Raw genomic sequence first — 14,713 nt, forward strand, 5'->3', positions numbered from 1 at the left:
GCGAGCAGGCTCGCTCCCACAAGGGTTCTGTGGTGTATGCAAATCCCGAGGCCACCCCAAAAACAAATGTGGGAGCGAGCCTGCTCGCGATAGCGATGGGTCAGTCAACATCACCGTTACTGACCCGACGCCTTCGCGAGCAGGCTCGCTCCCACAGGGGGTATCTCAACCCAAGCGGTGCTTCAACAGCACTTGGGCCCGGCCTTGCCACCGTATCGGGCTTCCTGGCGTTCGCGGAAGAACGCCTCATAGTCCATCAGCGGCTTGTCCGGGTGTTTGCTTTGCATGTGCTCGACGTAGTTGTCGTAGTCGGGCATGCCGACCATCAGGCGGGCGGCCTGACCGAGGTATTTACCGAGGCGACTCAAGTCATTGAACATCGTTGCAATCCTCGATTCAGACGTCCGGCACAGCCTGGAATGGCGCTTCTTTATCCGTGCGTTCCTTGTGACCCCAGGCGGCGATGCCGACCTTGAGCGCGTAGAACAGGATGCTGAAGACCACCAGCAGGAACAACACCGTCAGCGTGGCGTTGGTGTAGGCGTTGTACACCACATGTTGCATCTGCTCGATGCTCTTGGCCGGAGCCAGGATCTGGCCGGCAGCCAGGGCATCGTTGTATTTGCGCGCCAGGGCCAGGAAGCCGATCGCCGGGTTGGCGTCGAACAGCTTGATCAGGCCCGCCGTGGTGGTGCAGATCAACAGCCAGACCGCCGGCAACATGGTCACCCAGACGTAGCGCTGGCGCTTCATCTTGATCAGCACCACGGTGCCGAGCATCAGGGCGATACCGGCCAGCATCTGGTTGGAGATGCCGAACAGCGGCCACAAGGTGTTGATGCCGCCCAGCGGATCGATCACGCCCTGGTACAACAAGTAACCCCACAGCGCCACACAGCCGGCGGTGGCAATAAGGTTGGCGACCCAGGATTCAGTCCGCTTGAGGGCTGGGACGAACGAGCCCAACAGGTCCTGCAGCATGAAACGCCCGGCACGGGTACCGGCGTCCACTGCGGTGAGGATGAACAGCGCTTCGAACAGAATCGCGAAGTGATACCAGAAGGCCATGGTGTTCTCACCCGGCAACACCGAGTGCAGGATCTGCGCGATGCCCACCGCCAGCGTTGGCGCACCGCCGGCACGGGCCAGCACGGTGGTCTCGCCAATGTCATTGGCCACCGCCTGCAGCGCTTCGGGAGTGATTGCAAAGCCCCAACTGCTGACCGTCTGCGCCACGCTCACCACATCACCGCCGACGATCGCCGCCGGACTGTTCATGGCGAAGTACACGCCCGGCTCGATCACCGAAGCGGCGACCATGGCCATGATTGCCACGAACGACTCCATCAGCATGCCGCCATAACCGATGTAGCGGGCGTTGACTTCGTTATCGAGCATCTTCGGCGTGGTGCCCGAAGAGATCAGCGCGTGGAAACCCGAAACCGCACCACAGGCAATGGTGATGAACAGGAACGGGAACAACCCGCCCTTCCACACCGGCCCGGTGCCGTCAGTGAACTGGGTCAGTGCCGGCATTTTCAGCTCGGGCATGGTGATCAGGATGCCGATCGCCAAGGCGACGATGGTGCCGATCTTCAAGAAGGTGGACAGGTAATCACGCGGCGCCAGAATCAGCCAGATCGGCAACACGGCGGCAACGAAACCGTAGCCGATCAGCATCCAGGTGATCTGCACGCCGGTGAATGTGAAGGCCTCGGCCCAGACCGGGTCTGCGGCCACTTGCCCGCCGAGCCAGATCGAGCCCAGCAGCAACAGCACGCCAATGAGGGAAATTTCACCGATGCGGCCCGGGCGGATGTAGCGCATGTAGATGCCCATGAACATCGCGATCGGAATGGTCGCCATCACCGTGAAGATCCCCCACGGGCTCTCGGCCAGGGCCTTGACCACGATCAGCGCCAGCACCGCGAGGATGATGATCATGATCAGGAAGCAGCCGAACAGCGCAATGGTGCCGGGAACGCGGCCCATTTCTTCACGGACCATGTCGCCCAGGGAGCGCCCGTTGCGACGGGTGGACAGGAACAGGACCATGAAGTCCTGCACGGCACCGGCCAGCACCACGCCGGCGATCAGCCAGAGCGTACCGGGCAGGTAGCCCATCTGCGCCGCCAGCACCGGCCCGACCAGCGGCCCCGCACCGGCAATGGCCGCGAAGTGGTGGCCGAACAGGATGTGTTTGTTGGTCGGGACATAGTCCAGGCCATCGTTGTTGAGCACGGCGGGGGTGGCCCGGCGCGCATCGAGTTGCATCACGTTATTGGCGATGAACAGGCTGTAGTAGCGGTAGGCGACCAGGTAGATGGCCACGGCTGCGACGACGATCCAGAGGGCGTTGATCGGTTCGCCGCGGCGCAAGGCCACGACACTCAACGCACAAGCTCCCAGAACAGCCACGGCAAACCAGGCAAGGTGTTTAACCAGACGGGTTGTCATTGCGTGTCTCCTGCCGATATCCAGTGGATTGCGGCGATTGTTTTTATAATGTGCCCCGACTATTCGGAGCGGGCCCAATATCCGTGGAAGCCGTCAATAAATAAATCCGCAGTACTACGTACGGGCCATCTACGTAGTTCTACGTAGATGACATCTCCAGCCTGGCCCAATACCTGTAGGAGCTGCCGAAGGCTGCGATTTTTTGATCTTTCGCTTGGGACTCAATTGTCTTGGAAAGATCGCAGCCTCGCTTCGCTCGACAGCTCCTACGATGAACCGGATTTGGCATATGATGCCGCCATTCGCCTCCCCGCCGAGCCCGGACAGGAGTACACATGCTGCTCAAACACAAAATCGTCGCCTTGGGAATTCTGCCCCTGGTCCTGGCGATTGCCGTCATCTGCGCCTTGGTGATCTCGCTTAATCGCCAGTTGGGTGATCAACAGGCGCAACTGATCGAAGACAGCATCCTAGCCAGCAAGCGCGCGGAGCTGAAGAACTATGTCGAAATGGCGCAAAGCCTGATCGCCCCGCTGTACAACAACGGCCAGGGCGACGCACGCGCGCAGCAACAGGTGCTGGAGGAACTGCGCAAGCTCAGTTTCGGCATCAATGGCTATTTTTTCGTCTACGACCGCCAGGGCCGCAGCCTGATGCACGCCCGCCAGTCCGAACTGGTGGGCCAGTACCTCTGGGACATGAAAGATCCCCAGGGTCTGCCGGTGATCCAGGCATTGCTCAAGAGCGCCGAATCCGGCGAAGGTTTCCAGCGCTACGCCTGGAACAAGCCCTCCTCCGGCCAAGTGACCGACAAGCTGGCCTATGTGGTGATGCTCGATCGCTGGGGCTGGATGCTCGGGACCGGGATTTACCTGGAGGATGTCGAGCGCGCCACCCAACAAGCCCGCGCTGAAGTGGCCCAGGGCATCCACACCACCATGCAGGCCATCGCCGCCATTGCACTGGTGGCGGTCCTACTGGTGTTTGCCGGCGGCATGACCCTCAACGTCAGCGAACATCGCCTGGCCGACAAAAAGCTGCAACGGCTGAACCAGCGCATCGTCAGCTTGCAGGAAGAGGAACGCGCGCGGGTGTCACGTGAGCTGCACGACGGCATCAGCCAACTGCTGGTGTCGATAAAATTCCAGTTTGAATTGGCCAGTCACGTCCTCGAAAAGGGCCAGGAAAACGGCCTGGGGATCCTGAAGAACGCGACAGACCGGCTGGGGGAAGCCATTGGCGAGATCCGCAACATCTCCCACGACTTGCGCTCCTCCCTGCTCGACACCCTGGGCCTGTCCGCCGCCATCGGCCAGCTCGCGGCCGAATTCCAGCAACGCAGCGGGCTTGAAGTGTCGTACAAAAGCAACGAATTCGATTGCCGCCTGGAAAATGGAGCACCGGTTTCGCTGTTTCGCATTGCTCAGGAAGCCTTGACCAATATCGAGCGTCACGCCGGGGCGAAAAGTGTCGGCATCACCCTGTTCGGGTCCGGCCAGTCATTGCGCCTGACGGTGGTGGATGACGGGATGGGTTTCAACGTCCCGCAGGTCGAACGTGGCCACGCCGGCATCGGCCTGCGTAATATCCGCGAGCGGGTCGAGCATTTCGGCGGACGGCTGGAAATGACCTCGGTGCCGGGACGAAGCGAGCTGGATATCCTGCTGCCCATGAACATGATGGCGACACAAAGCTGATGCGCGCCCAACCTGACAAGAGCACCTGCCGATGAACCTGCCCTCTGTGATCCGCGTCGCGCTGGTCGACGATCATTCCCTGGTCCGCGATGGCATCAGGGCCCTGTTGTCCGTCATGCCCCAACTGGACGTGGTGGGCGAAGCCGAGAATGGTGCGCAAGCCATCGAGATGGTCGGGCGCTGCCAACCGGACCTGTTGCTGATGGACATCAGCCTCAAGGACATGAACGGGCTTGAGCTGACCCGTCTGCTGGGCAAGCAATACCCCAGCCTCAAGATCCTCATCCTGAGCATGTACGACAATTATGAGTATGTGAGCGAGTCCGTGCGCTCCGGCGCCAGCGGCTATGTGCTCAAGAATGCCCCTTCGCGGGAAATCATCGCAGCCATTGAAGCCATCATCAGCGGTGGCACCTTCTACAGTGCCGAGATCGCCCAACGGCTGGCCACCGACCCGACCACCGACAACGAACTGACGCCGCGCGAGAGTCAGGTGTTGTACAAAATGGTCCAGGGGCTGAACAACAAGGAAATGGCCCGGGAACTGGACATCAGCGTGCGCACCGTCGAAACCCATCGCTTGAGTATCCGCCGCAAGCTCAACATCGATAAACCCGCGGCCCTGGTGAAATATGCGATCGATCACGGGATCATTTCGCGCTAGGAACCCGGCTCACGCTCGCGGCTTATGATTGAACCTCGGCGGGCCTGTCGATCCGCCCCGCAATATCATCGGCCACCGTGCGATTGCGCCCGGTTCGCTTCGCCTGGTAAAGCAACGTATCGACACGTTTGTAGAGATCCTGCCAGGTTTCCCTGGGGCCTAGACTCCCGACACCGAAGCTCGCGGTGACCGGGCCGACAGCCACCAGTGTGGCCGAACCACCGTTCTCGATGGCCGTTCTCAAGCGTTCCGCGCACTCATGTGCTTCCTGGGCATCGGTGTCCGGCAGGAACACAGCAAACTCTTCGCCGCCGAGCCGACCGACGATATCCCGTTTGCGCGCCGAGACACGCAGCAACTGCCCGACCTCGCGCAAGACGCTATCGCCCACGTCATGACCATGGCTGTCGTTGATGTTCTTGAAGTTGTCGATATCGCACAGTGCCAACGCTGTCGTGCCACGCCGGCTCTTCATCAGCAGCTGCGACACCCGATCCTCGAAGCCTCGCCGGTTCAGGACGCCGGTCAGCGGGTCAAAATCGCGTTCGCGACGCAGGTCATCAATCACGTCGGCAATGGCCGCGGCGAGAATCACAAAGGCGAGCCCGACGCCGAGCACCGCCAGGGACAGCTGCAGCGCCTGCCAGAACACCGAGTTGGCGAAAGCGATCCGGTCCAGAGGCACCGACAGCCCGACGGTCAGCAGGGTCCGCGGAAAGAAATGCAACGCGAAGACCAGCAATACCCAGAACAGCGCCTTGTCGACGAGTCGCCCGCGTAACAGCGATCTGAGCTTGACCGCCGCCACAAGCAAAATCGCACCATATCCGAAGTTCTGGACGTAGATGCGCGCAAGCAGGTTGCGGTCGATATAAAAGAACCAGGCCAGAGCCAGGGAAATGACGCACACCACGGCAACGTCCAGCCACCAGCCGAGGCGTTTTTGCGAACGCAGCAAAACGCCTTCAGCCACTGCCAGGACCGCCGAGGTATACAGCGCGCCGGACACAATGGCATTGGACCCGACCCCGGGAGGCCAGCCGAAAATCTGCGACATGGCGCCACATGCGAACAGGCCACAGCCACCGGCCAGGAGCAGCAGATAGTTGCGTTTTTTGTCGATAAGCCAGGCGCAGACGAACGCAATCCCGAAGACCGACAAGATCCCTGGGACCATCAACATAAGCGTAATTCTGACGACTGATGCGTCCATCCGAAACGTGTTTCTCCCCTGACCCAGGTCTGCAATCGCCCATGATGACAGAGGCAAAGGCAGCACACCTGCGAAGTTTGAGTCTGCGATGACAGCCCGCCAACCTTTTCACTACACTGGCTGTCTTGTCCCCTCCCTTGCGAGACGTGCAATCCGTATGAAGAACATAACAAACACAATGACGTTCTGTGGTCTGCTGGTGTTCTGCGGCAACGCCCTAGCCGAACCAGCCCCTTCACACCTTGATCAGGTCCTGCAGCGCGGCGAGCTGAAAGTATGTACGACGGGCGACTACAAGCCTTACACCTACAAAGCCGAAACAGGTGAATACGAGGGGATCGACATTGACATGGCCCGTTCGCTGGCCGCCAGCCTCGGGGTTAAGGTTCAATGGGTGCAGACCAGTTGGAAAACCCTGATGCCGGATATGGTCGCCGGTAACTGCGATATCGGCATGGGTGGGATTTCCGTGACCCTGGAGCGTCAGAAAAAAGCGAACTTCAGCACCACACTGGATGTGGATGGCAAAATCCCACTGGTGCGTTGCGAGGACCAGGCGCGCTACCAGACCATTGAGCAGCTCAACCAGCCTTCGGTGCGCCTGGTGGAACCGGCCGGCGGCACCAACGAAGCGTTCGTCCGAGCGTTCCTGCCCAAAGGGCAACTCAAGTTCCACGACAACGTGACCATCTTCCAGGAACTGCTGGACAAGCGGGCCGACGTGATGATCACCGACGCCTCGGAAGCGCTCTATCAGCAGAAGCTCAAACCCGGTCTTTGCGCCGTCAACCCGAGTCGCTACTTGCAGTATGGCGAGAAGGCCTACCTGCTGCCACGGGACGACATCACCTGGAAAATGTACGTTGACCAGTGGCTGCATCTGAGCAAAGCCAATGGCAGCTACCAGAAGGTCATCGGTCAATGGCTGGCGGTGCCTCAGCAGCCGTGACAACACCGATGCTGCACACGACCCGCTCATCCCGGGTTTGTGTGCGGCCCCGGGAACTGGCATGTTGGTCTCTCAATTGATCAGCCACGAGGTTCCATGCAGATCGAGTTACTGGAAATCAGCGAGCACCTGCATCGCTTTCCCCCTTTCGATGCCCTGCCCCAGCAAACCCTGGAGGCCATAGCGCAGCGCGTCGAAGTCAGCTACTTCAAGGCCGGCAGCGATATTCTCGAGGCAGGCTCCATCGTTCACGACCTGCATTATGTGCGCAGTGGCGCAGTCGAGATCTACCGGCGTAACGGCCAGTTGTACAACCGTCTGGTGGAAGGCGATATCTTTGGTCAGGCCAGCCTGCTGCGCAGCAACAAAGTGCGTTTTCCGGCGCGGGCCCTTGAAGACAGCCTGATCTACTTCATCCCGGCGGATGTGTTTGCCCAGCTGTGCGAGCAACATGACAGCTTCGCCGACTTTGTCGAAGCCGAAGGACACTCCAGGCTCAAGTCCGCCGTCGAGGCCCAGGGCCGCGCCAGCGAACTGATCCAATTGAAATCCCGCGCGCTGATTTCCCGGGACCTGGTCTGGGTCACCCCACACACCAGCGTTCACGAAGCGGCACGGTTGATGTCCCAGGAAAGTGTTTCCTGCGTCGTCGTCCTGGAACCTGCCGGACAACACCCGGAAAAAATGCTCGGTATTGTCACCGACCGCGACCTGCGCACCCGAGTAGTGGCCGCCAACCGCAGCGGCGATACCTGCATCGGTGAAGTGATGTCGACCGATCCGGTGGTCATCCAGGCCGATGACTCGTTGTTCGAAGCCATGTTGTGCATGCTTCGCAGCAACATCCACCACCTGCCGGTGGTGCACAAGGGGCGCACGCTGGGGTTGATCAACCTGTCGGACATCATCCGGCACGAGTCCCAGAGCAGTCTGTACCTGGTCAATAGCATCTCCAACCAGACGTCTGTCGAGGGCTTGCGCTCATTGTTGCGGGATCTGCGCGGCACCTACATTCGCATGGTGCGCGACGGTGCGACGGCTCACATGATCGGCAGCGCCATCTCGGGCATTGGCCGCGCCTTCACCCAGCGGCTGCTCGAATTGGCCGAACGAGAACTGGGGCCGCCGCCGGTTCCGTACTGCTTCATGGTGCTGGGATCGATGGCGCGGGATGAACAACTGCTGGTCACCGACCAGGACAACGCCCTGGTGCTGGATGATCGTTTCGACCCGGCCCTGCACGACGAATACTTCAGCAAACTGGCCACCTTTGTCAGCGACGGCCTGGCAGAGTGCGGTTACAGCTACTGCAAGGGCGGCATCATGGCCACCAACGCGCAATGGCGTCAGCCGTTACGAGTATGGCGCGCGTATTTCAGCCAGTGGATCGAAAAGCCCAATGCCGCCACTCTGCTCAACAGCTGCATCTTCTTTGACCTGGACGGGGTCTATGGGCAGTTGGAAATGGTCAATGAACTCAAGGCGCTCTGCGCTGAAAAATCCAGGGTGACACCCGCCTTCCTGGCGGCGATGGCCCGTAATGCCTTGAACCGCACGCCCCCCTTGGGTTTCTTTCGCACCTTCGTGATGGAAACCGACGGCAAGCAAAAACAGATCATCAATCTCAAGGGCCGTGGTACGGCGCCACTGACCGACCTGATCCGTATCCACGCCCTGGCCTGTGGGACCACGGCACAAAATTCCTTTGATCGTCTCGACGCCATCAGCACCACACAGCTGGTGCAACCGCAGGCCATTGAGCATCTACGCTACGCCTTGGAGTTTCTGTCGATGGTACGCATCCGCCACCAGGTAGATGCCATCGAACAGGGCCAGAAACCGGATAACTACATCGAACCTGAGCGCTTCTCCACCACTGAGCGGCACAACCTCAAGGAGGCGTTCCAGGTATTGAGCAATGCGCAGAAATTCCTGCGGTTCCGCTACCCCGGCCACGCTCGACCATCCCGATGAAAAATCCGAAGGGGCAAGAAACGCTGGATTGGGCGGCACGTTTCAAAGTTCTGGCAGAACAAGCCCGCCACCCGCTTCTGCAACGGTTCTACCAACACGGTGTCGTCGACGCCGCGACTGCGCTGGAGCAGGTGGAACTGCTGGCCATGGACCTTGAAACCACCGGCCTGAACGCGCGCACCGACAGTATCGTCAGTATCGGCCTGCTGCCGTTCACCCTTAAACGGATACGCTGCGGCGAAGCCCTGTACTGGGTGATCAAGCCCTCAGAGCTCAGTCATGAATCGGTGACGTTTCACCACATCACACACTCCGACATCCGTCATGCCCCCCGCTTGCCGGACGTCATGGAGAAATTACTGGAAGCCATGGCGGGAAAAATCATGGTGGTGCATTACCGGGCCATCGAACGCAACTTCCTGGACCAGGCGTTACGCAATCACCTCGGGGAGGGCCTGCACTTTCCGGTGATTGACACGATGCAGCTGGAAGCGCGGCAGGTGCGCGGTCAGCGTCGTTGGCTGGACCGACTGTTACGCCGTCCGCCCGAATCCATCCGGTTGGCGGACAGTCGCTTGCGCTACCACCTGCCGCCCTATCACGCCCACCATGCATTGACCGATGCCCTGGCGACGGCCGAGCTGTTGCAAGCGCAAATAGCCACTCACTACAGCCCGTCCATCCCCATCGGCCAGCTGTGGGATTAAAAGGTCAGGTGCGCGGTTCCGACATCAATCCCTTGACCAGGGAAATACAACCCAGCAGCAGGACAATGGCAAACGGTAAGCCGGTGGAAACCGCCATGGCTTGCAACGCGATCAAACCGCCGCCCAACAACAGCGCAATAGCGATCACACCTTCGATGATGGCCCAGAACACCCGCTGTGGAACGGGCGCATCGACCTTGCCGCCAGCGGTGATGGTATCGATGACCAGCGAGCCGGAATCCGAAGAGGTGATGAAAAACACAATCACCAGCACGATACCGAGCAGTGACGTGATTTCCTTGAGGGGGAGCCCTTCAAGCATGGCAAACAGCTTGAGCTCCAACACCGCATCCTTGACCCCGCTCAGCCCCTGGAGGGTGGCCTGGTCGATGGCGGTCCCGCCAAAGGTGGTCATCCACAATACCGATACCAGTGAAGGCACCAGCAGCACCGAGATCAGGAACTCGCGAACGGTACGGCCACGACTGACGCGGGCAATGAACATCCCCACAAACGGCGACCAGCTGATCCACCAGGCCCAGTAGAACGCTGTCCAGCCTTGGGTGAATTCAGTGTCTGTGCGACCGAAGGGGTTGGACAAGGCCGGCAGGTACTCGGCGTAGGTCACCAGGTTCTTGAAGAAACCGGTGAGAATCGCCACGGTTGGCCCCACCACGATAATGAACAAAAGCAACAGCAAGGCCAGGCCCATGTTGATTTCGGACAACAGCTTGACGCCCTTCTCCAGCCCGGCGAGCACCGACCACAGGGCAATCAGGGTGATGCCGATGATCAGCACGACTTTGCTCACGCTGGTCGATTGAATGCCAAACAGGTGTTCAATCCCCGCAGCGGCCTGCTCGGCACCGATGCCCAGCGACGTCGCCAGTCCGAACAACGTGGCGAATACCGCCAGGATGTCGATGATATGGCCGGGCCATCCCCAGACACGCTCACCCAGCAGCGGGTAGAAGATCGAGCGTATCGAAAGTGGCAAACCTTTGTTGAAGGAAAACAGCGCCAGGGACAACGCGACGATGGCGTAAATGGCCCAAGGGTGCAGACCCCAATGGAAAATGGTCGCGGCCATGGCCAAGTCGGCGGAGGCTTTCATATCGCCCGCGGCACCGCCCAGAGGTGCCCAGTCGGTACGTGCCCCGCTGGCGTCGAGCGTGACACCCCCCATGGCGGCAGCGTAATGGGACATGGGTTCTGCCACACCGTAGAACATCAGGCCGATGCCCATCCCGGCGGCGAACAACATGGAGAACCAGCCCACATAGGTGTGGTCCAGCGTGGCATCCTGACCGCCCAATCGAACCTTGCCCAATGGCGAGACGATCAGCGCCAGACACAGCACTACGAAGATGTTGGCCACACTCATGAAGAACCAGGCCAAATGCTTGGTCAACCAACTGCGCATGGCGCTGAAAAGCGGTTCGACTTCATTCTGCAGCGCAAGCGTCACGATGACGAACAGCAGAATGGTCGCCGCGGAGATGATGAAAACTTTGCCGTGGATATCCAGAGAGAAAGAGAACTGACCTCGGATATTGTCTTGCCCGATCACGTAGTCGGTGTCGATTAGATTGGCTTTGCCACTGGGGGCTGGTATCCCCTCTGTGCCGGTTGACTGGGGTTGTCCTGATAGATCATCTACAGGGTTTTTTCCCACGAGAACCTCCTTTTATTATCCGCGCGCTTGGGCGCGCATGGTCTGATAAGCCCCGCTGTTCCTATGGTAAAAACGAGATGTGTGCGCATGTATCTTAACAAGCTTATGAGCCAGTCTGGGACATTGCGGCCGTTCAAGCGTTCCCCGACTGGGAAAATGGCCCCTGCGCGGCCCCCTCAGGGGGCCGGCATTACGGCTGGAATAGCCTGAATCGCAAGGAAAAAAAAGGCGCCAGGATTGCCCCAGCGCCCTTTGATCAGCCGTTGTGTCGCCCGGCTCAGCTCACTGCGCGGCGCGTACCTTGGCAATTTCGTCGTACATCATCTTCACCAGGTTGGCATCCAGGGACTTGGCGAATTTATCGATCACCGGTTGCACACGCTCACGAAAGCGATCTTTCTCGGCCGGGCTGATCTCGTTGAAGGTCATCGCGCCAGCCAATGTAGCTTTGGCCTTGTCCATGCTCGCAGCGGTGACTTCGCGCTGGAACTTCTGCGCCTCGGCAGCAGCCTGGCGAATCAGGTTCTTTTCATCGTCATTCAGACGGTTCCAGGTTTTCTGGCTGATGATCAGTGACTGGGGATTGAAGATGTGGCCAGTCTCCGACAGATACTTCTGTACCTCAAAGAACTTGTTGCCCTCAATCACCGTGAAGGGGTTCTCCTGGCCGTCGATGGTGTGCTGCTCAAGTCCGGTGTAGACCTCGGGGAACGCCATCGGCACCGGGTTGGCACCCAGGGCGGAGAAGGTTTCCAGGTAGATCGGCGACTGGATCACGCGAATCTTCAAGCCTTGCATGTCTTCAAGCTTGGTCACGGGATGCTTGCTGTTGGTCAGGTTGCGGAAACCCAGGTCCCAGTAGCCCAGGCCAACCAGCCCTTTGCTGTCCAATTGCGCCGCCAGTTTCTGGCCGACCGGCCCGTCGATCACCGCGTGGGCTTCTTCGGCGTTGTTGAACAGGAAGGGAAAATCGAGCATCGCGAAATCCGCTGCCTGGGCGGCCAGGATGCCGGAGTTGAGCACGGTGATGTCCAGCGTGCCGCCCTGCAAGGCCGAGACCGTCTGCACGTCGCCTCCCAGGGTTCCACCAGGAAACAGACGGACCTTGAGCTTGCCGCCGCTCTTCTCGCTCAGCAGGTCGGCGAACTTCTGTGCGCCCTGCCCTTGTGGGTGCTCCTTGACGTTCTGGAACGCAAATCGCAGGGTACGCTCGCGGATCTCGTCCGCGTGGCTGACCACGCTGCCCAGCAGCAGGCCCGTTGCACATGCCCCGGCCAACAAGGTTTTCATCAGTTGTCCCATGTCACTCTCCGATCATTATTGTTTTAGAAGTCGAGCTACTACCGCTTGCACCGGCGTCAACCGGTGAAGAATTTCAAAGGTCCCAGAACCAGTTGCGGAAACAGGACCAAAAGGAACAGCACCGCCAGTTGCGCGAGCAGGAACGGCCACACGCCACGCACGATTTCTTCGATATTGAGTTTCGAAACCCCGCTCACCACATTGAGCACGGTACCCACCGGTGGAGTAATCAGGCCGATGGCGGTGTTGATGAGAAACAGCACGCCGAAATACACCGGATCGATACCCGCCTGGGTCACCGCTGGCATCAGCACCGGGGTGAGGATGAGGATGGTTGGCGTCATGTCCATGACCGTACCGACCATGATGATCAACAGCATGATCACCACCAAGAGCAGGGTCGGGCTGTCCATGAACGGCTCGAGCACTGCCGCCAACTGGCCCGGCAAGTCGGCAATGGTCACCAGCCACGAGGACACCATGGCCGCCGCCACCAGGAGCATCACCACCGAGGTGGTCTTGGCCGAGGACAGGATCACTTCGTACAACTGGCTGACTTTCATTTCCCGGTAGATGACCAGGGACACAAACAGCGAATAGACCGCTGCCACCACCGCTGCTTCCGTCGGGGTGAAAATGCCGAACTTCAGACCCAGGATGATGATCAGCGGCAGGCCCATGGCCCAACTGCCCTCGACCAGGGCCCGTATCACTTCGGCCCGCGAACGCTTGGGCGGTGTCTGCACATGCTCACTGCGGGAGATGAACCACCAGGCAATGGCCAGGGCGACACCGAGCATCAGCCCCGGCACGATTCCGGCCAAAAACAGCTTGGAAATCGATACCCCGGACGCCACGCCAAACACAATGAAGCCAATGCTCGGTGGAATGACCGGGGCAATGATGCCTCCGGCGGCAATCAAGCCGGCCGAACGCGCCCGGTTGTGGCCCGCCAGCACCATCATCGGCACCAGCAAGGCCGCCAGCGCCGCGGCATCGGCCACTGCCGAACCCGAGAGAGAAGCCAACAGGCAGGACGCGATGATCGCCACATAACCCAGACCGCCACGCTTGTGTCCCACCAGCGCCATGGCGATGTTGACGATACGTTTGGACAGGCCGCCGGCGTTCATCACTTCGCCGGCCAGCATGAAGAACGGCACAGCCATCAACGGAAAACTGTCGGCACCATTAAGCAGGTTCTGGGCGATGATCTGTGCGTCAAACAGATCCAGGTAAAACATCAACGCCACACTGACCACCAGCAAAGCAAATGCAATGGGAATGCCCAACGCCATGCTGCCTATCAATGACCCAAGGAAAATAACCAGTGTCATGGGCGGGTACTCTTGATGGGGTTGTGGGCGCTCGCCTCGGCGGCGTCGTTGTCCTTGACCATGACCATTTCGTCATCCCTGAGCTTGCCGAACAGCGCCAGGTAGAGTTCGTAGACCAGGATGGCGGCGGCGCTGGCGCCGAACACCAGGCCGGCGGCGTAGAACAGCGCCATCGACAACCCCGAGGCCGGCGCGACCACATCCACGTTGATCACTGCCTGCTGCCAACTGCCGCTGAAAATCAACCAGCAGATGTACAGCATCAACAGGTGCCCGATCACCAGGCAGAGGCGCTTACCGGCCGGAGGCAGGCGTTTGACCAGACTGTCGAGCCCCAGATGGGCACGGTCCTTGAGCGCCACCAGGGCGCCGAGAAAAATCATCCAGACGAAGAACCAGCGCGACAGCTCCTCCGAAACGCTGATGCCTGAGTTGAAGGCATAACGCAGCACCACATTGCCGAACACCAGCACGATCATTGCGACCATGCACAGCACAATCAGCAGTTTGAGCAGTTTGAAATACAGATCGACGACCTTTGTCATCTTGAAGACCTCCCGGACTTGTCGAGCGCCGGCATCCAGCAACCGGCGTGATAGGACCGCAACGATGGGCGGGAAGCTATCGGGTCAGGACACCGCGGCTGAGCGTTGTTCCGGGTCCGGAGCAACGAAGCGAGGGATAGGGGCTGAGCGCTTGCAGACGGGTACGCATGGGGGTTCCTCGATTTTTTATTAT

At 59.8% G+C, this 14,713-nt stretch carries 12 protein-coding genes; 5 read left to right on the forward strand and 7 right to left on the reverse strand.

What is annotated here, in order from left to right; all coding sequences use genetic code 11:
* Window positions 1-182: 182 nt before the first annotated feature.
* Complete coding sequence (locus tag BMY45_RS14225; RefSeq protein WP_047230563.1) at window positions 183-380, reverse strand: YbdD/YjiX family protein; 198 nt, start codon at window positions 378-380, stop codon at window positions 183-185.
* Window positions 381-396: 16 nt separating this feature from the next.
* On the reverse strand, window positions 397-2,457 hold the full coding sequence (locus tag BMY45_RS14230) for a carbon starvation CstA family protein (RefSeq protein ID WP_092398611.1): 2,061 nt from the start codon (window positions 2,455-2,457) through the stop codon (window positions 397-399).
* A gap of 335 nt (window positions 2,458-2,792) precedes the next feature.
* On the opposite strand from BMY45_RS14230, the gene BMY45_RS14235 reads away from it, so the two are divergent.
* Together BMY45_RS14235 and BMY45_RS14240 are read left to right on the forward strand one after the other, a co-directional pair.
* Window positions 2,793-4,154 (forward strand): cache domain-containing protein, encoded by a 1,362-nt coding sequence (locus tag BMY45_RS14235; RefSeq protein ID WP_092398613.1) that lies wholly within the window; start codon window positions 2,793-2,795, stop codon window positions 4,152-4,154.
* A gap of 31 nt (window positions 4,155-4,185) precedes the next feature.
* Complete coding sequence (locus tag BMY45_RS14240) at window positions 4,186-4,818, forward strand: response regulator (protein ID WP_092398615.1); 633 nt, start codon at window positions 4,186-4,188, stop codon at window positions 4,816-4,818.
* A gap of 22 nt (window positions 4,819-4,840) precedes the next feature.
* Here BMY45_RS14240 and BMY45_RS14245 read toward each other — a convergent pair whose 3' ends face one another.
* Window positions 4,841-6,097, reverse strand: coding sequence for a GGDEF domain-containing protein (locus BMY45_RS14245; RefSeq protein WP_218189645.1), 1,257 nt, complete (start codon window positions 6,095-6,097; stop codon window positions 4,841-4,843).
* Window positions 6,098-6,188: 91 nt separating this feature from the next.
* Between BMY45_RS14245 and BMY45_RS14250 the strand changes: the two genes are divergently transcribed.
* The 3 genes from BMY45_RS14250 (at window position 6,189) to BMY45_RS14260 (ending at window position 9,661) form a co-directional block, all read left to right on the forward strand.
* Window positions 6,189-6,980, forward strand: coding sequence for a transporter substrate-binding domain-containing protein (locus BMY45_RS14250; protein ID WP_092398619.1), 792 nt, complete (start codon window positions 6,189-6,191; stop codon window positions 6,978-6,980).
* A 96-nt stretch (window positions 6,981-7,076) separates the two neighbouring features.
* On the forward strand, window positions 7,077-8,954 hold the full coding sequence (locus BMY45_RS14255; RefSeq protein WP_092398621.1) for a DUF294 nucleotidyltransferase-like domain-containing protein: 1,878 nt from the start codon (window positions 7,077-7,079) through the stop codon (window positions 8,952-8,954).
* Window positions 8,951-9,661: a 3'-5' exonuclease gene (locus tag BMY45_RS14260; protein ID WP_092398623.1), complete on the forward strand. Its 711-nt coding sequence runs from the start codon at window positions 8,951-8,953 to the stop codon at window positions 9,659-9,661. The genes BMY45_RS14255 and BMY45_RS14260 overlap by 4 nt, the downstream gene beginning before the upstream one ends.
* Window positions 9,662-9,665: 4 nt before the next feature.
* Here BMY45_RS14260 and BMY45_RS14265 read toward each other — a convergent pair whose 3' ends face one another.
* The 4 genes from BMY45_RS14265 to BMY45_RS14280 form a co-directional block, all read right to left on the reverse strand.
* The gene (locus tag BMY45_RS14265) at window positions 9,666-11,336 is read right to left on the reverse strand and encodes a BCCT family transporter (RefSeq protein ID WP_092398625.1); all 1,671 of its coding nucleotides are present in this window, start codon (window positions 11,334-11,336) and stop codon (window positions 9,666-9,668) included.
* Between the two features lie 282 nt (window positions 11,337-11,618).
* Window positions 11,619-12,638, reverse strand: coding sequence for a TRAP transporter substrate-binding protein (locus BMY45_RS14270; protein WP_092398627.1), 1,020 nt, complete (start codon window positions 12,636-12,638; stop codon window positions 11,619-11,621).
* A gap of 56 nt (window positions 12,639-12,694) precedes the next feature.
* Window positions 12,695-13,975: a TRAP transporter large permease subunit gene (locus BMY45_RS14275; protein WP_092398629.1), complete on the reverse strand. Its 1,281-nt coding sequence runs from the start codon at window positions 13,973-13,975 to the stop codon at window positions 12,695-12,697.
* Window positions 13,972-14,520, reverse strand: a complete 549-nt coding sequence (locus tag BMY45_RS14280; protein WP_092398631.1) for a TRAP transporter small permease — start codon at window positions 14,518-14,520, stop codon at window positions 13,972-13,974. The genes BMY45_RS14275 and BMY45_RS14280 overlap by 4 nt, the downstream gene beginning before the upstream one ends.
* Between the last annotated feature and the right edge of the window lie 193 nt (window positions 14,521-14,713).

This window comes from Pseudomonas sp. NFACC39-1, assembly GCF_900110355.1.
Taxonomy (GTDB): domain Bacteria; phylum Pseudomonadota; class Gammaproteobacteria; order Pseudomonadales; family Pseudomonadaceae; genus Aquipseudomonas; species Aquipseudomonas tehranensis.